The organism is Streptomyces sp. NPDC055243 (assembly GCF_044544025.1).
In the GTDB taxonomy this organism is placed as follows: domain Bacteria; phylum Actinomycetota; class Actinomycetes; order Streptomycetales; family Streptomycetaceae; genus Streptomyces.
Window position 1 is genome coordinate 408,351 of the sequence record NZ_JBITWR010000002.1, and the last position, 15,689, is coordinate 424,039.

The 15,689-nt window shown below is 71.4% G+C and carries 15 protein-coding genes; 5 read left to right on the forward strand and 10 right to left on the reverse strand.

Annotation, left to right across the window (positions count from 1 at the left end; genetic code table 11):
* Positions 1–35: 35 nt before the first annotated feature.
* From ACIGXX_RS06675 to ACIGXX_RS06705, 7 genes are all read right to left on the reverse strand, one after another.
* A complete protein-coding gene (locus ACIGXX_RS06675) occupies positions 36–620 on the reverse strand; it encodes a TerD family protein (protein WP_351158846.1) in 585 nt (194 codons plus the stop codon).
* Positions 621–673: 53 nt separating this feature from the next.
* Entirely contained in the window at positions 674–1,267 is a 594-nt protein-coding gene (locus ACIGXX_RS06680) for a histidine phosphatase family protein (protein ID WP_351158848.1), read from the reverse strand.
* A 66-nt stretch (positions 1,268–1,333) separates the two neighbouring features.
* Positions 1,334–2,143: a hypothetical protein gene (locus ACIGXX_RS06685; RefSeq protein ID WP_351158850.1), complete on the reverse strand. Its 810-nt coding sequence runs from the start codon at positions 2,141–2,143 to the stop codon at positions 1,334–1,336.
* Complete coding sequence (locus ACIGXX_RS06690; protein ID WP_399973346.1) at positions 2,143–3,447, reverse strand: VWA domain-containing protein; 1,305 nt, start codon at positions 3,445–3,447, stop codon at positions 2,143–2,145. The genes ACIGXX_RS06685 and ACIGXX_RS06690 overlap by 1 nt, the downstream gene beginning before the upstream one ends.
* Positions 3,448–3,549: 102 nt before the next feature.
* Positions 3,550–4,776 carry an FAD-dependent monooxygenase gene (locus tag ACIGXX_RS06695; RefSeq protein ID WP_399974335.1) on the reverse strand — a complete coding sequence of 409 codons (1,227 nt, stop codon included), beginning with the start codon at positions 4,774–4,776 and terminating at the stop codon, positions 3,550–3,552.
* 35 nt (positions 4,777–4,811) lie between these two features.
* Positions 4,812–5,420: a C39 family peptidase gene (locus tag ACIGXX_RS06700; RefSeq protein ID WP_361462130.1), complete on the reverse strand. Its 609-nt coding sequence runs from the start codon at positions 5,418–5,420 to the stop codon at positions 4,812–4,814.
* A 23-nt stretch (positions 5,421–5,443) separates the two neighbouring features.
* Entirely contained in the window at positions 5,444–6,655 is a 1,212-nt protein-coding gene (locus ACIGXX_RS06705) for a pyridoxal phosphate-dependent aminotransferase (RefSeq protein ID WP_351158858.1), read from the reverse strand.
* An 84-nt stretch (positions 6,656–6,739) separates the two neighbouring features.
* On the opposite strand from ACIGXX_RS06705, the gene ACIGXX_RS06710 reads away from it, so the two are divergent.
* From ACIGXX_RS06710 to ACIGXX_RS06720, 3 genes are all read left to right on the forward strand, one after another.
* Positions 6,740–7,384 (forward strand): winged helix-turn-helix transcriptional regulator, encoded by a 645-nt coding sequence (locus ACIGXX_RS06710; RefSeq protein WP_399973349.1) that lies wholly within the window; start codon positions 6,740–6,742, stop codon positions 7,382–7,384.
* A gap of 143 nt (positions 7,385–7,527) precedes the next feature.
* Positions 7,528–9,357 carry a molecular chaperone HtpG gene (gene htpG / locus ACIGXX_RS06715; protein ID WP_399973352.1) on the forward strand — a complete coding sequence of 610 codons (1,830 nt, stop codon included), beginning with the start codon at positions 7,528–7,530 and terminating at the stop codon, positions 9,355–9,357.
* A gap of 45 nt (positions 9,358–9,402) precedes the next feature.
* Positions 9,403–10,305, forward strand: a complete 903-nt coding sequence (locus ACIGXX_RS06720; protein ID WP_361462293.1) for a HipA family kinase — start codon at positions 9,403–9,405, stop codon at positions 10,303–10,305.
* A 111-nt stretch (positions 10,306–10,416) separates the two neighbouring features.
* Here ACIGXX_RS06720 and aceB read toward each other — a convergent pair whose 3' ends face one another.
* Both aceB and ACIGXX_RS06730 read right to left on the reverse strand, forming a co-directional pair.
* On the reverse strand, positions 10,417–12,036 hold the full coding sequence (gene aceB, locus ACIGXX_RS06725) for a malate synthase A (RefSeq protein WP_361462120.1): 1,620 nt from the start codon (positions 12,034–12,036) through the stop codon (positions 10,417–10,419).
* A 226-nt stretch (positions 12,037–12,262) separates the two neighbouring features.
* Positions 12,263–12,862: a nucleotidyltransferase family protein gene (locus tag ACIGXX_RS06730; protein WP_351158868.1), complete on the reverse strand. Its 600-nt coding sequence runs from the start codon at positions 12,860–12,862 to the stop codon at positions 12,263–12,265.
* Between the two features lie 231 nt (positions 12,863–13,093).
* Here ACIGXX_RS06730 and ACIGXX_RS06735 point away from each other — a divergent pair, with 231 nt between their 5' ends.
* Positions 13,094–13,408 (forward strand): DUF5955 family protein, encoded by a 315-nt coding sequence (locus tag ACIGXX_RS06735; RefSeq protein ID WP_351158871.1) that lies wholly within the window; start codon positions 13,094–13,096, stop codon positions 13,406–13,408.
* Positions 13,409–13,491: 83 nt separating this feature from the next.
* Here the strand turns inward: ACIGXX_RS06735 and ACIGXX_RS06740 are convergent, their stop codons facing one another.
* Positions 13,492–14,958, reverse strand: coding sequence for a PLP-dependent aminotransferase family protein (locus ACIGXX_RS06740; protein WP_399973356.1), 1,467 nt, complete (start codon positions 14,956–14,958; stop codon positions 13,492–13,494).
* A gap of 137 nt (positions 14,959–15,095) precedes the next feature.
* Here ACIGXX_RS06740 and ACIGXX_RS06745 point away from each other — a divergent pair, with 137 nt between their 5' ends.
* Positions 15,096–15,629 (forward strand): universal stress protein, encoded by a 534-nt coding sequence (locus tag ACIGXX_RS06745; RefSeq protein ID WP_399973358.1) that lies wholly within the window; start codon positions 15,096–15,098, stop codon positions 15,627–15,629.
* Positions 15,630–15,689 lie beyond the last annotated feature (60 nt).

Here is a 15,689-nt window from a genome sequence, read left to right on the forward strand (position 1 = left end):
GGCCGGGGAGACCGGCCGGCCCGGACGTCCGCCCGCTACTTGCTCATCGCGAAGCGCATCAGGGCCTGCTCGTCGCCCTGCTTGATCTTCCCGGTCTCGTTGATGACCTGGAGCTTCCAGGCACCGCCTTCCCGGATCGCCTTGGCCACGGCGCAGCCGTTGTCATTGGTGAGCAGGCTCGGCCAGATGTCGGCGACCTGCTGGGTGCTGCCGCCCGTGGCGTCGTACACCTTGAAGCTGATGTTGCGCGCGTTCTGGAAGGCGCTGCGCTTCTTGTACGCGGCGGCGACGAACACGATGGACGTGATGTTGTCCGGCACGCGCTCGAACTCGACGGTCACCGTCTCGTCGTCGCCGTCACCCTTGCCGGTCTGGTTGTCCCCGCTGTGCACCAGCGAGCCGTTGCCCAGCGGGTCGAGGGAGTCGAGACCGGCGAGGCGCACCGGGTCCGCCCCGGCCATCGCGATGGCGATCAGGTCGAGGTCGGTGCCCGCCTTCTGGCGGAGCTTCCCCAGCACCCCACCGCTGCTGCCGACGGTCGGGTCCCAGGACACCCCTATGGACAGACGGGTCACTCCGCCGAGATCAGCCGGTCCGTCTTCCTTCTTGAGCGTGATCATTCGCGATCCTTCTTGGTGGTGAGAGAGCTATATGGGACAGAGTGTGCCTGGTTTTACGGACGGATGTTCCAGCTCGCCACGACAGGTCGGCCGTGTTCGGTGCTGAGGCGGCAGACCGTCCCCGTCGCCAGTTGGAACAACGACCCTCCCGACACCGGCAGTCCGAGGCGCCGCGCCGTCAGGACCCGCAGGAAGTGGGAGTGGGCGAAGAGGACCACGCTGCCCTCGTAGTTGGCGAGCGCCGCGTCGACCTTGGCCAGCATCCGGTCGGCCCGCTCGCCGACCTGCTCCGGGCTCTCGCCGGGGTGCTCGGCGGGGCCCGCGGCCACCCCGTCCGTGAACAGATACCAGTCGGGGCGGGTGCGGTGGATCTCCACCGTCGTGACCCCCTCGTACGCCCCGTAGTCCCACTCGCCAAGGTCGGGGTCGACCCGGGCCTCCGGGAAGCCCGCGAGCTCCGCCGTGTCCCGGGCCCGCTGCCGGGGGCTCACGAACGCCGCGCCGATCCGGAACCTGCCGATCAGCGGTGCGAGCCCGCGCGCCTGCTCCCTGCCGTTCTCGGTCAGCGGGATGTCCGTCCAGCTGGTGTGCTGCCCGGTCAGGGACCACTGGGTCTCGCCGTGCCGGACGAGGAGCAGGTCACCCATGGTGCACAACTTCCTGTTCTGTCGGTGGTGGCCGGACCGGAAGGCCCGGTCCGGCCACCACCGAGGTTAGATCCCCGCAGGTACGCGCGCCGGGCGGCCCGAGCCGCGCGTCAGGCAGTAGCCCCCGATGCCCGCGAGCGCGCCGAGCACGCCACCGGCCCCGGTCCACAGCCAGCGGGACGACCACCACCCCGACGCCCAGCCGTCCTCCGGCTCGCTGGAGGCCGCCGCCGTCTTCGTGCCGACCCCCGGCACCAACGGCTCCGCGAGGGCGCCGTCCACCGCCTGCGCACCGCCCGCGTCGCTGGTCGTGACCAACGCCTCGGCCCGCATCGGCAGGCCCAGGTCGTCCGCCTTGAGTCCGGTGACCGTCAGCCGGGCGTAGTACGTGCCCGGCAGCGGGTCGTTGGCCCACGGCTCGGCCCACCCGCGCACCGTGCGCAGCGTGCAGGACAGTTCGACCGTGGCGGCGTCCTGCGCCGCCGTCCTGCTCTGCGCGCCGAACCGGCACGCCTGGTGGCGCCGCAGTCCGTCGTACACGTCGACCCGCCAGGTGGATGCGCCGTGCCGGGCGGTGTCCTCGGGCAGCTTCACCGTGGCGTGCACGGTGGCGCGCTGCCCGACGTCCGCGGGGAACGACCAGTACAGGTAGTCGCCGGTGGACGCCTCCGCGGTGGCCTCCTGGTCCGGCTGGATCGCGGTCGCCGTACGGAAGGACGTACCGGCCTCGGTCGGAGCGTCGGACGTGTCGGAACCACCTGAACCGTCAGAACCGTCCGAGCCGGCGGCGAAGGCCGCTCCGGCCGTGCCGGTCAGGGCGAGCAGCGCGGCGCCGGCCAGCAGGCCGGCCCGGCTCAACACACGTGTCGTACGCATCAGTTGGTCCTCCAGACCGCGAAGCGCCAGCGCGAGACCCAGCCCCAGACCAGACCGGCGAGGAAGCCGGTGAGGACCAGGGCGCCGAGCAGCCACCAGCCGTTGCCCAGACCGAAGGACGCCACGTCCGAGGCCTCGTCGGGCGCGTCCACCAGGTCGACGGCCAGCTCGACGGGCAGACCCGGGGTCGTCTTCACGGAGGAAGGCGCCGAGAAGGAGTTGCTGACCTGGAGGCACACGGTCTCGGCGGCGGGCTCGCCCCCGTCGCTGCCCTCGTCGTCGCCGTCCTCCTCCGGCTTCGGGTAGCGCAGCCCGGTCGAGATCACGTCCGTACGTCCGTCACCCGCCTCGGAGCCCCGCACGATCTCGCGTCCGCGCTCGGTCGAGGCGCGCAGCAGCACGCCGTAGTCCTGGTTCACCGCGCGGTCGGCGCCGACGCTGACGGAGGCGCGCAGCTCCTGGCCGGGCTTCACGTCGACGCGGTACCAGCGGTGCTCGCCGAACTTCTCCCGGTCGGTGTAGACGCCCGCCTTCAGCTGCGGGGCCTCGGAGCACTGGGTGGCGCCCTCGGTGGCCACCGGGGTGGCGACGGGGTCCGCGGCGCGGTCGACCAACTGCTTGACGCGCCCGGAGAGTTCGTCGGTGTGCCGCACCGAGGTGTACGTACCGCCGGTGGCCTCGGCGATGCAGCTCAGCTGGTCGCGGGTCTTGGCGTCCGGCACCAGGCCGAGCGTGTCGACCGTGAGGTGGATGCCCTCGGCGGCGATCTTGCGGGCCACCTCGCAGGGGTCGAGCGGCTGGCAGGTGTCCTCGCCGTCGGAGATGAGGACGATGCGGCGGCTGCGCCCGGTGTCGTCGTCCTTGAGGTCGTCGGCGGCCTTCAGGAGCGTGGGGCCGATCGGCGTCCACCCGGTGGGCGCGAGCGTGGCCACCGCGGCCTTCGCGTCGGTGCGTCCCGCGCGGTCGAGCTCGGCGACGGGGTAGAGCAGCTCGGTGTCCTTGCAGCCCGTCTTGCGGGCGTCGCCGCGGTAGTTGGCGCCCAGCGTGCGTATGCCGAGCTGGACCTCGTCGGGCGTGGCGTCGAGCACCTCGTTGAACGCCTGCTTCGCCGCCGCCATCCGGGACTTGCCGTCGATGTCGCGGGCCCGCATCGAACCGCTGACGTCGAGGACGAGCTCGACCTTGGGCGAGGGCTGCGCCGGTTCGTCTGCTTCGGCGGCGGCGGGGCCCGCCGTGCCGAGTCCGGCGGTCAAGGCGGCGAGCAGGGTGAAGGCCCCGGCCGCCAGCCGTTTTCTTGTGATCATCGCCGGATCTTATTGATCTTGACGTGCATACCCAAACCGACGGATGGGTATCAGCCGCCGCCCGCGTCAGCCCGCCCCCACCTCAGCCGCTCCCGCCTCATCTCACCGTCGAAGCTCCCGCCCCCCGAACGCCCCGCTCCCGTCGGCCTGCTTCCACCACGTCTCCAGCGCCGTCTGGTCCATCGACCGCCACGGCGGCGTCTCCTCGACGAGCGCACGGCCCAGGCGCCGCCCGAGATCGACCATCGCGGCACCGGCCACGGTGCGGTCGGTGTCGTACGTGTCGAGGGCGTCCGGCCAGGTCGTGGCCGTGGCGAAGGCGGACTCCAGGACCGTCGCGTCCTGGAGCGCCTTGACCGCGCCCGCCCCGGTGTGCGGCCGGGCCACGGTGGCGGCGTCGCCCATCAGGAGCACCCGGCCCGTGGTGTAGCGGGGCGCGGTGAAGTCGTACATCGGCTGGAGGAAGAGCTCGTCCGGGGTGGTCGTACGGACGAGGTCGCCCCAGTAGGGCGGCAGCAACGCGTCGCACACGTAGGTCAGGTGGGAGGAGAGGGCCTCCGTGAGGCCGCCCGGCGGCAGGCTGGTGGGCGCGGTGAGCCGCAGGTCGAGGCCGAGCCCCAGGTCGAGGTCCGGCGGCGGCGCGGTGTACAGGACCCAGTTGACGCGGTGGCCGCCGATGCCGTCCGGGATGCGGTAGACGATGAGGTGGCCGCCGGGGAAGACGACGTACACGCAGTCCTCCTCGGCCCACAGCTCCGGGTCCGGCAGCCGGACGGCGGGAAAGGCGCCGCGCCAGGCCAGATAGCCGGCGTACACGGGACGCACGGTCGCGAACGCCGCCGCACGGACCACGGAACGGTAGCCGTCTGCGCCGACGACGAGGTCGGCGCGCTCGGTGCCGTCGGCGGTGACCACCTCGGCGTCCTCGCGGCCGGTGCGCACCTCCTCCACCGCCACGCCCGTCCGGAAGACCACGGACTCGGGCACCCGGCCGCGCAACTCACGCCACAGAGGTCCCCAGTTGTACGTACGGAAAGGGAACGCCATCGCCCCGATCTCGTGGCCGAGCGGCCCCGCCGCCGACCCGTCCCGCACGTACCAGCGGCGCCGCTCCAGCTGCACCCACGGCATGTCCGCGTCCAGATACCCGGCGGAATCCAGCTCCGCGTAACGGGAGTTGTGCACCGCGAGTCCGACACCGCGGTCGGCGAGGTGACCCGCGGCCCGCTCGTACACCGTGATCTCATCGGCGCCACCGCGGTACGCGGCGAGTGCGGCGGCGCATCCGGCGATGCTCCCACCCACGATGGCGACCCTGCCTCCACGCATCATCGCGCCATCCTGGCAGGAAGGATGACCCTCTGTCAGCGCAGGGACACCCCGCGTCCGGCGAAGAACGGTTCGAAGTCCGAAAGTGCCATGTCCGCCGTCCGCGTCCCCGCGTCGATCCCGGACGGATTGTGCAGGTGCAGCCCGCCGTCCGCGGAACGCCCGGTGACCAGCACCAGGTGGCCGCCCCGGCCGGGCGAAGGCAGGTGCGGACGGCGGATCTCGTAGTGCACCGAGACCATCACCGAGCGGCCCTCGTCGAGCAGGCCGGTGACCTCCTCGACCGTGAGGTGCCGGTGCACCGTGGCGTTGACGCCGTGCACATCACGTACGTACTCCGCGAACGGGGCGTAGATCAGCCCGTGGATCGTGCCGTCGGCGTCCTCCGTGTAGGCGCCGTACTTCAGCGCGCCGTCCCGCAGCTCGAAGAGCGAGGGCGCGGAGGGGCCGAGCGCCATCCGCAGGCACGTCAGACCGCACAGATGGCCGCACCAGCGCGCGTAGTCGTCGAGGGTGACGGCGCCCGACTCCGCCCAGGCCGGGTCGGCCGCGCGGTCGAGCCCGCCGTACACGATGGCCTCGACCAGGCCGGGCGAGGCGAACTGGGTGAGGGAAGGAACCCGGCAGGTGGAACAGAGAGACACACGACCCCCGTCGTCCGGTGACGTCACTGGCGGTAGCCGCTGAGGAAGCGGCCGATGCGGCTGATCGCCGCGTCGAGGTCGTCAGCGTAAGGGAGGGTCAGGATGCGGAAGTGGTCGGGGCGCGGCCAGTTGAAGCCCGTGCCCTGGACGACCTGGATCTTCTCCTGGAGCAGCAGGTCGAGGACGAACTTCTCGTCGTCGTGGATGGGGTGGACCTTGGGGTCCAGGCGCGCGAAGGCGTAGAGCGCGCCCTTCGGCTTCACGCACGAGACGCCGGGGATCTCGTTCAGCTTCCGCCACGCCATGTCGCGCTGCTCGTGCAGCCTGCCGCCCGGAGCGGTCAGCTCGCGGATGGACTGGCGGCCGCCGAGCGCGGCCTGGATGGCGTACTGGGCGGGGGCGTTCGGGCACAGGCGCATGGAGGCGAGCATGGTCAGCCCCTCCAGGTAGCTCTTCGCGTGCTGCTGGGGGCCCGTGACGACCAGCCAGCCCGAGCGGAAGCCCGCCACGCGGTACGTCTTGGAGAGGCCGCAGAAGGTCAGGACGACGAGATCGGGGGCGAGGGCGGCGACGCTGTGGTGCACGGCGTCGTCGTACAGGATCTGGTCGTAGATCTCGTCGGCGAAGACCATCAGGCCGTGGCGGCGCGCGAGGTCGAGGATGCCCTCCAGGATCTCCTTCGGGTAGACGGCGCCCGTGGGGTTGTTCGGGTTGATGATCACGACGGCCTTCGTGCGGTCGGTGATCTTCGACGCCATGTCGTCCAGATCCGGGTACCAGTCCGCGGACTCGTCGCACACGTAGTGGACGGCCTTGCCTCCGGAGAGGGTCGTCACGGCGGTCCACAGCGGGAAGTCCGGGGCCGGGACGAGGACTTCGTCGCCGTCCTCCAGGAGGGCCTGGACGGCCATGGTGACCAGCTCGGACACGCCGTTGCCGAGGAAGACGTCGTCCACCGAGACCTCGTCCAGGCCAAGGGCCTGGTAGCGCTGGGCGACGGCGCGGCGGGCGGAGAGGACGCCGCGCGAGTCCGTGTAGCCGTGCGCCTGGGGGAGCATCCGGATCATGTCCTGGACGATCTCCTCGGGCGCCTCGAAGCCGAAGAGCGCGGGGTTGCCGGTGTTGAGGCGCAGGACGCTGTGGCCCGCCTCCTCCAGGGCGTTGGCGTGCTCGATGACCGGGCCCCGGATCTCGTAACAGACCTCGCTGAGCTTGCTGGACTGCCGGAACTCCATGCGCTGTGCCTCCCGTGACGTGAGTTACTTGGTTTTACCAAGTTGGAGCTTGGAAAGTCCAACAACTTGCATAGACTGAGTCGCATGCCACCCGCCGCCAGGTCCCGCCGAAGCTATGACCAGTACTGCGCCGCAGCCCGCGCCCTCGACGCCGTGGGCGACCGCTGGACCCTGCTGATCGTCCGGGAGCTCCTGGTCGGCCCCCGGCGCTACACCGACCTGCACGCCGATCTGCCGGGCGTGAGCACGGACGTCCTGGCCTCCCGGCTCAAGGACATGGAGCGCGAAGGCCTGACGACGCGCCGCCGCCTGCCCCCGCCCTCGGCCGCGTACGTCTACGAACTGACCGAGCGGGGTCGCACGTTGCTCCCGGTGCTCCAGGCGCTCGCCACCTGGGGCGCGCCCGCCCTCCAGGAGCGCAGGCCGACGGACGCGGTCCGCGCCCACTGGTTCGCGCTGCCGCTGCTCCGGGCCCTGGCGGCGCTCGGAGTGGAAGGGGTCCTGGAAGTCCACCTGGACGAAGGGGAGTTCCACGTCAGCCTGGGAGGCGGGCGGGAGTCGTACGGCGACGGACCGGCCCCCGCGGAACCGGACGCCCGTATGGCCCTGGACGCCGAGACGTGCGTGGAGGTCGGCCGGGGCGCATCGACGGTGGGGGAGGGCGTGCGGGCGGGCCGTATCGAGCTGACGGGCGAGGGAGTCCTCGCGAAGGCCCTGCGCGCGTCCTGACCGGCTCCGCGCCGGCGATCGGGCCGCCGGGTAGCCGCCGGTTCGGCGACCGTCACCGCGCCGTGCCCGGATACCGGTGTGTGCATCTTCCCGGCCTCTGGAATTCTTGGCGTCGCACAGATCTACTGACCAGAGGGGAAGTCATGAGCACCGAGACGTTGGAGTTCCAGGCCGAGGCCCGGCAGCTGCTGGAGTTGATGGTCCATTCGATCTACTCGAACAAGGACATCTTCCTGCGCGAACTCATCTCCAATGCCTCTGACGCCCTGGACAAGCGGCGCCTGGCCGGCCTCAAGGACGAGAAGCTCGGTGCGGACGACCTGCACATCGCCATCGAGGCCGACAAGGAGGCCCGCACCCTGACCGTGCGGGACAACGGGATCGGCATGACGCGCGACGAGGTGGTGGCACTGATCGGCACCATCGCCCGGTCCGGTACGGCCGAGATGCTGCGCCGCCTCAAGGAGAACAAGGAGTCGGCGGAGCTGATCGGCCAGTTCGGCGTCGGCTTCTACTCCGTGTTCATGGTCGCCGACAGGACCACGCTGCTCACCCGCAAGGCCGGTGAGACGACCGGTGTGCGCTGGGAGTCGACGGGCGACGGCACGTACACGATCGAGACCGTGGAGGACGCGCCGGAGGGCACGTCGGTCTGCGTGCACCTGCGGCCCGCCGACGAGGAGGACGCGCTCTACGACTACGCCGACGAGGGGAAGATCCGGGAGATCGTCAAGCGGTACTCGGACTTCATCTCCTTCCCGGTCCGGCTCGGGGACGAGACCCTCAACTCGATGAAGGCGCTCTGGGCCCGCCCGCGCTCCGAGGTGAGCGAGGAGGAGTACCAGGAGTTCTACCGGCACGTCAGCCACGACTGGGCCGACCCGCTCGAGGTCATCCAGATGCGGGCGGAGGGCACCTTCGAGTACGAGGCGCTGCTGTTCCTGCCCTCGCGGGCCCCGCACGACCTCTACCAGCGCGACGCCCGCCACGGCCTCCAGCTGTACGTCAAGCGCGTCTTCATCCTGGACGACAGCCGCGAGCTCCTGCCCGACCACCTGCGCTTCGTCAAGGGCGTCGTGGACGCGGCCGACCTGTCGCTGAACATCTCCCGCGAGATCCTCCAGCAGGACCGGCACATCCAGCTGATCCGCCGCCGCCTGGCGAAGAAGGTCCTGGCCTCCGTCAAGGACCTGATGAACAAGGAAGCCGACAAGTACCGCACGTTCTGGCGCGAGTTCGGACCCGTCGTCAAGGAGGGCCTCCTCGACGGGGCCGAGGACCACAAGGCGATCCTCGACATCGCCTCCTTCGCCTCCACGGCAGGCGACGAGCCCACCACCCTGGCCGACTACCTCACCCGGATGCCGGAGGGCCAGGACAAGATCTACTTCATGACCGGCGACAGCCGCGCACAGATCGCCAACTCCCCGCACATGGAGGCCTTCCGGGCCAAGGGGTACGAGGTCCTGCTGCTCACCGACCGGGTGGACGAGATCTGGGTCGAGGGAGTGGGGGGCTACGCGGGCACGGAGTTCCAGTCCATCACCCGCGGCGCGCACGACCTGCCCTCCGACGAGGAGCCCTCCGCGGAGCAGGCCGACGCCTACGCGGCGGTCCTGACCTGGCTCAACGAAACCCTGGACGACGTCAAGGACGTACGCCTGACGACCCGCCTCACCAGCTCACCGGCGTGCCTGGTCAGCGACACCGACGGCCTGACACCGGCCCTGGAGAAGATGTACAAGGCGATGGGCCAGGAGCTCCCGCCGGTCAAGCGCATCCTCGAACTCAACCCGGGGCACCCGCTGGTCAGCGGCCTCCAGACGGCCTACGACCAGCGAGCGGGCGACCCGGCGCTGACCGAGACGGCCGAGCTGCTGTACGGCACCGCCCTGCTCGCGGAGGGCGGGGAGCTGACCGACCCGGCACGCTTCGCGTCCCTGCTCGCCGACCGTCTGAGCAAGACGCTCTGACTCCGTGAGAACGAAGGAAGCTGGAGAGCGGGACCCTTGAAGACACTGAGACAGGTCGTTGCCACCCGCTACATCGAACCCCTGCGGACCGGCGGATCGGTGCCCGGCATCGTCGAGGCCGACGACCTGGGTACGTACGTCGTGAAGTTCACCGGATCGGCGCAGGGCCGCAAGGCCCTGGTCGCCGAGATCATCGTCGGCGAACTGGCCCGCCACCTCGGGCTGCGCTTCCCCGAGCTCGTCCTGGTCGACTTCGACCCGGCCGTCGCGGCGGACGAGCCGCACCAGGAGGTGCGGGACCTGCTGGAGGCGAGTGCCGGGCTCAACCTCGGCATGGACCTCCTGCCGGGGGCGGTGGACTTCACGCCCGAGGCGCTCGACGTGGACCCGCTGGAGGCGGGCAAGGTGGTGTGGCTCGACGCCCTCACGGCGAACGTCGACCGCACGGTGCACAGCTCGAACCTGATGGTCTGGCCCACGTTCGGCACCCACGAGCCGCACCTGTGGCTGATCGACCACGGCGCGGCCCTGGTCTTCCACCACCGCTGGGGCGCGTCCGCGCCGGACAAGGTGTACGACTTCCGCCATCACGCCCTCGGGGGGTACGCCCCCGATACGGCCGCAGCCGACGCGGAGCTCGCTCCGCTGGTGACGGAGGCCGCTCTCCGCGAGATCGTCGCCCTGGTGCCGGACGCGTGGCTGGCATCTGAACCGGGGTTCTCGTCCCCCGGGGAGGTGCGGGAGGCGTACGTCGGCTTCCTGCTGGCCAGAGCGCGTTCCTCTGCGGCTTGGCTGCCGAGGGACTTTCCCAGTCGGGGGGAGCTGGCTGCCGCCGACGCCCGGCGCGCTGCCGCTACGGAGAGGGGGCGGCCTGCCTGGCTGAAGCGGGTGCCCGACTTGCACGGGAAGCCCGCGGCTGAGCAGGACTGGTCCTCGCATCTCGGTTAGCCGCGGGCGGTCCCTGGCTGAGTGCGCAGTTCCCCGCGCCCCTTACGGGGCATGACTTGGCCCCCGGCGCTGTGCGGTGCCGGGGGCCAAGTCATGAATTCCGCAGGGGAATCAGCGCAGCTGCTCGTACGCCGGGAGGGTCAGGAAGTCCGCGTAGTCCGCGTCCAGGGAGACCTGGAGGAGGAGGTCGTGGGCCTGCTGCCACTTGCCGGCCGCGAAGGCCTCCTCGCCGATCTCGGCGCGGATGGCGGCCAGTTCACCGGCGGCGACCTCGCGGGCCAGGTCGGCGGTGGCCGTCCGGCCGTTCTCGAAGACGACGCCCGCGTTGATCCACTGCCAGATCTGCGAGCGCGAGATCTCGGCGGTGGCCGCGTCCTCCATGAGGTTGAAGATGGCGACGGCGCCCAGGCCCCGCAGCCACGCCTCGATGTAACGGATGCCGACCTGGACGGCGTTGACCAGGCCGTCGTACGTGGGCTTCGCGTCGAGGGAGTCGATGGCGATCAGGTCACCGGGGGCGACCTTCACGTCCTCGCGCAGACGGTCCTTCTGGTTGGGCTTGTCGCCCAGGACCGCGTCGAACGACTTCATCGCGATCGGGACCAGGTCCGGGTGCGCGACCCAGGAGCCGTCGAAGCCGTCGCCGGCCTCGCGGTCCTTGTCGTTCTTGACCTTCTCGAACGCGACCTTGTTGACCTCCGCGTCCTTGCGGGACGGGATGAACGCGGCCATGCCGCCGATCGCGTGCGCGCCGCGCTTGTGGCAGGTGCGGACGAGGAGTTCGGTGTACGCCCGCATGAAGGGGGCGGTCATCGTCACGAGGTTGCGGTCCGGCAGGACGAACTTCGAGCCGCCGTCACGGAAGTTCTTGACGATGGAGAAGAGGTAGTCCCAGCGGCCCGCGTTCAGGCCCGACGCGTGGTCGCGCAGCTCGTAGAGGATCTCCTCCATCTCGTACGCGGCCGTGATCGTCTCGATGAGGACGGTGGCGCGGACGGTGCCCTGCGGGACGCCGACGTAGTCCTGCGCGAAGACGAAGATGTCGTTCCAGAGGCGGGCCTCCAGGTACGACTCCGTCTTCGGGAGGTAGAAGTACGGGCCCTTGCCGAGCTCGATGAGGCGCTTGGCGTTGTGGAAGAAGTACAGGCCGAAGTCGACCAGCGCGCCGGGCACCGGGCGGCCCTCGAGCTGGAGGTGACGCTCGTCCAGGTGCCAGCCGCGCGGGCGCATGACGACGGTGGCGAGCTCGCCCGCGTCCTTGAGGGCGTACGACTTGCCGCTGCGGTCGTCGGTGAAGTCGATGCGGCGCTCGTAGGCGTCGGTGAGGTTGAGCTGGCCCAGGACCACGTTCTCCCAGGTGGGCGCCGATGCGTCCTCGAAGTCCGCGAGCCAGACCTTGGCGCCCGAGTTCAGGGCGTTGATGGTCATCTTGCGGTCCGTCGGCCCGGTGATCTCGACGCGGCGGTCGTTCAGGGCCTCCGGGGCCGGCGCCACCTTCCAGGAGTCGTCCGCGCGGATCGCCGCGGTCTCGGGAAGGAAGTCGAGCGTGGAGGTGCTTGCGATCTCGGCGCGGCGCTCGGAGCGGCGGGTGAGGAGCTCGTCACGCCGGGGCGTGAAGAGCCGGTGCAGCTCGGCCACAAAGGCGAGGGCCGCGTCGGTGAGGACCTCCTCCTGCCGCGGCAGAGGCTCCGCGTCGACGATGGCCAGCGGGGACTGCGCTGGTGCGGACATGAGCTGTCACTTCCTTCAGCGAGCTTCACAGGTGGCGCCTTGGCGACCGCCGGGCATTCGCAGTGACACTCAGTGCCACCGGAGCCGAGATACGGCCGTGGGCCCCACTTGAGGGAACGGGTGCTTCTGAACAGTGGATACTAGTTTCCTCATAGTGGAAGTTCAATCGTCTGTTGACGTCGAGATTCTTCTCATCGACAGAACGTGTCGCTGAGTGCCATGCCGGTCACTCAAGGTGGATCAGGTCGGCGGGGGTGTCGATGTCGTACGCCCGGGCCACGTCGCCGCACTCGACGAGTGAGATTTCTCCGGCGTGTTCCTTCAGATAGGAGCGAGCCCCGCGATCACCCACCGCGCTCGCCGCGATGCCCGCCCAGTGGTCGGCGCCGAAGAGCACCGGGTGGCCGCGCTCCCCGTCGTACGCGGCCGCCGCGAGGGTGGCGGGCGAGCGGTAGGCGGCGTGCACGCGGGCCACCGCGGCCGGGCCGATGCCCGGCTGGTCGACGAGCGAGACGAGCGCGGCCTCGGCGTCGGCGGCGTCCTCGCGCAGGGATGCGAGGCCCGCCCGCAGCGACGACCCCATCCCCTCCGCCCACTCCGGGTTGTCGATCAGTACGCAGCCGGGGAGCGAGGCCTTCGCGCGTACGACGTCGGCGTCCGCCCCGAGCACCACGTGCACGCGCGTGCACCCGCCCTCGCGCAGGACGTGGACCGCGTGCTCCACGAGGGGCCGCCCCCGGTGGTCGAGGAGCGCCTTCGGCCGGCCTCCCAGGCGCCGCCCGCCGCCCGCGGCGAGGAGGAGCCCGGCGATCATCGGATTCGTCATGGCTCCTGCATACCGCACCACGGCCGCCCGGTCGCGGCGGTCGAAGTGGCCTTCCGCGGTCGTTGTGCGGTCGATCAGCGGTCGACGCGGTGTCTTCAGGCCATAAAGTGGCGCGTCCTGCTTCCCGTGGCGTTTACTGACCCGCGTCCCCCTGGTGTCTGACCAACGCCGCGCGGGGGTCGCAAGATCTGCACGAGAAGATGCGCGCGACGTCGTGCGAGGGGGAGAGCTGTGTTGCGGAGCGTGGGGCAGAGGCAAGTGACCGGCAGCGATGAGGATCCGCGAGTCGCGGAGTTGGGCACCGCGGTGTCGCGGCTGCGCCGTGAGCTCGCCGCGCATCCGGCCGAGTTCCCCGACCGGGGCATTGCCGAGGACGAGCTCGCGGCACTGGCCGCGATGGCGCTGAGCGGTGCCCCGGAGGTGCCGAGGCTGCGGCGGTCGCTGCTGCTCGTCGCGGGAGCGATCGGCTCCGTCAGCGCGCTGGCCGCGGGCCTCGCGGCGGTCCGGGGAGCGGTGGAGCTGTTCGGGGAGCCGGGGCCGCGGTAGAGCGCGGCGCCCTTCTCCGAGCGTTCTCGTGAAGCGGCCTGGTGAAGCGCCCTGATGGAGCGGCCTGATGGAGCGCCGTGCCGTCAGGCGACCCAGTGGCGTGGTCCTCCGGTGGCCGAGCGGTCCAGGCCCGTGCCGAGCGCCGCGGCCAGCCGCCGGACCGCTTCCTCGCCGGAGGCGGCAGGCAGGGTGTAGGGAATGCGCAGCCGGTGCTCGTGCGTGCCGGGGTCCGCGCCGAAGCGGGCGCCGCCCTCGATGCGTACGCCGTGGGCGAGCGCCGTGCGGGCCAGGGCCGAGGCGATCGGCTGCCCCAGGTCGACCCAGAGCGACAGGCCGCCCGGCGGGGTCCGCCAGCGCCACTCGGGCAGGTGGTGGGCGAGCGAGGCGGCGAGCGCGTCCCGCTGGGCCCGGATGCGCGGCAGCCGGTCACGCAGTACGTCGTCCATGCCGGACAGCAGATGCAGCGCGACGAGCTGCTCGATCACCGGGGTCGCCATGTCGGAGGGGACGCGCGCGGTCGCCAGCTCCGTGATGAGCCGTGAGCCCGCCCGCACCCAACCGATGCGCAGCCCGCCCCAGTGCGTCTTGCTCAACGAGCCGACGGTGACGACCTGTTCGCCCACGCCGTGCGGGGCCAGCGAGGCGAAGGGCGCGGCCGGCGGCCCGTCGAGCGCGATGTCGGCGATCGTCTCGTCGATCAGGAGCCAGCTGCCGGTGGAGCGGGCCGCCTCCAGGATGCGTACGCGCTGCTCCCTGGGCATCAGACCGCCCGTCGGATTCTGGAAGTCGGGCACCAAGTAGGCCATGCGGGGCGCCGCCTGACGGAGCGTCGACTCGACGAGGCCGGTGTCCCAGCCGGTGTCGGTGACGGGTACGGGCGTGGCGCGCAGTCCCGCGCGGCGGATCGCGTCGAGAGCGTTCGGGTACGAGGGGTTCTCGACCAGGATGCGGTCGCCGGGTCTGCCGAGCAGGGAGAGCGTGAGGGACAGGGCGTGCTGGGCGCCGGTGGTGATCAGGATCTGGTCGGGCAGGGTGGGCAGACCGCGCCGCGTGAAGCGGTCGGCGACGGCCTCCCTCAACTCCGGTAGTCCGTACGGGTGGTAGCCCGGCGTCGAGGCATGCGGGGGGAGGGCGGCGGCCGCGGCGGCGAGCGCCTCGGTCAGCTCGGCCTCGGGTGCGCCGGGTGCGGCCACCGCGAGGTCGAGCACGCCGTCGCCCGCGGGGAACGCGGCCACGCTGGAGGGGCGGCTCCCGTCGGGCAGCTCGGTCCAGGTGCCCGCGCCGCGCCTGCTGCGGGCGTAGCCGCCCTCGCGCAGGAGGTCGTACGCGGCGGTGACGGTGGCCCGGCTGACACCGAGTGCCGTGGCCAGCTCGCGTTCCGCGGGAAGCCGGGTGCGTAGGGGGATGCGGCCGTCCAGGAGGAGGGTGCGGATGCCGTGGGCGAGCGCGCGGTAGCCGGGGTGGGCCCCGGCCGTACCGGTCACCAGCTGCGACAACTGCCGGCTGCCGAGCTTCCGGTCCACATCGTGGATCACACGTACGTCTGCCATGCCACCTCCCGCTGATTGGCCCTGCTGGCCAGGCCAATCAGCGTACAGACTCCGGTGGAGCGGGCCGGATTGGCCTGTTGCTACTAGGCGCTGGTGCGACGAGGCGCGACGAGGTGCGACGAGGGAGGGGGCTGGCCGTGGAGGCAAGGGTCGTGGTGGGGGTGAGCGGTTCACCGGCGAGTCTCGCGGCGCTGCGGGTGGCGGCGGAAGAGGCGCGAAGGGCCGGTCGCACCCTGGTCGCGCTGATCGCGTGGGAGCCGCCGGAAGGGGAGGGGCTGTACGCGCGGCGCCCGGACCGGGCGTGGGCCAAGCACTGGGAGTCGGCGGCCCGGGAGCGACTGGACCGGGCGTTCGACGAGGTGTTCGGCGGGGCGCCGGAGGGGGTCGCGGTGGAACGGTGGGTGGTGCGGGGCGCGGTGGGCCGGGCGGTGTGTGACCTGGCCGCCGCCTCGACGGATGACCTCGTGATCCTCGGCACGCGGAGGGGCTGGGGGAGGGCACGACGCTACGTACAGAGGCATGCCCGGTGCCGGGTCATGACGGTGCCGGGGCCTGCGGTGCCGCGAGGGGTGCGCCGAACGCTGCGGAGGATCACCCCGGAAGACTTCTCCCAGCCCTCGCCCCCGCCCCGCCCCGAACTCCCGGCTCCCCCGGCCAGGGACCCTCACTGACGACTGCCCCGGCCGAGGTCCCCCTCGGCCGCAGAGCGGGCTGGATTCCAGCGCTTTCCG

Bases quoted from the DNA above. Each gene is read 5' to 3' on its own strand.
- ACIGXX_RS06675 (WP_351158846.1), bottom strand. From the start codon at position 620: ATGATCACGCTCAAGAAGGAAGACGGACCGGCTGATCTCGGCGGAGTG.
- ACIGXX_RS06680 (WP_351158848.1), bottom strand. From the start codon at position 1,267: ATGGGTGACCTGCTCCTCGTCCGGCACGGCGAGACCCAGTGGTCCCTG.
- ACIGXX_RS06685 (WP_351158850.1), bottom strand. From the start codon at position 2,143: ATGCGTACGACACGTGTGTTGAGCCGGGCCGGCCTGCTGGCCGGCGCC.
- ACIGXX_RS06690 (WP_399973346.1), bottom strand. From the start codon at position 3,447: ATGATCACAAGAAAACGGCTGGCGGCCGGGGCCTTCACCCTGCTCGCC.
- ACIGXX_RS06695 (WP_399974335.1), bottom strand. From the start codon at position 4,776: ATGCGTGGAGGCAGGGTCGCCATCGTGGGTGGGAGCATCGCCGGATGC.
- ACIGXX_RS06705 (WP_351158858.1), bottom strand. From the start codon at position 6,655: ATGGAGTTCCGGCAGTCCAGCAAGCTCAGCGAGGTCTGTTACGAGATC.
- ACIGXX_RS06710 (WP_399973349.1), top strand. From the start codon at position 6,740: ATGCCACCCGCCGCCAGGTCCCGCCGAAGCTATGACCAGTACTGCGCC.
- htpG (WP_399973352.1), top strand. From the start codon at position 7,528: ATGAGCACCGAGACGTTGGAGTTCCAGGCCGAGGCCCGGCAGCTGCTG.
- aceB (WP_361462120.1), bottom strand. From the start codon at position 12,036: ATGTCCGCACCAGCGCAGTCCCCGCTGGCCATCGTCGACGCGGAGCCT.
- ACIGXX_RS06730 (WP_351158868.1), bottom strand. From the start codon at position 12,862: ATGACGAATCCGATGATCGCCGGGCTCCTCCTCGCCGCGGGCGGCGGG.
- ACIGXX_RS06740 (WP_399973356.1), bottom strand. From the start codon at position 14,958: ATGGCAGACGTACGTGTGATCCACGATGTGGACCGGAAGCTCGGCAGC.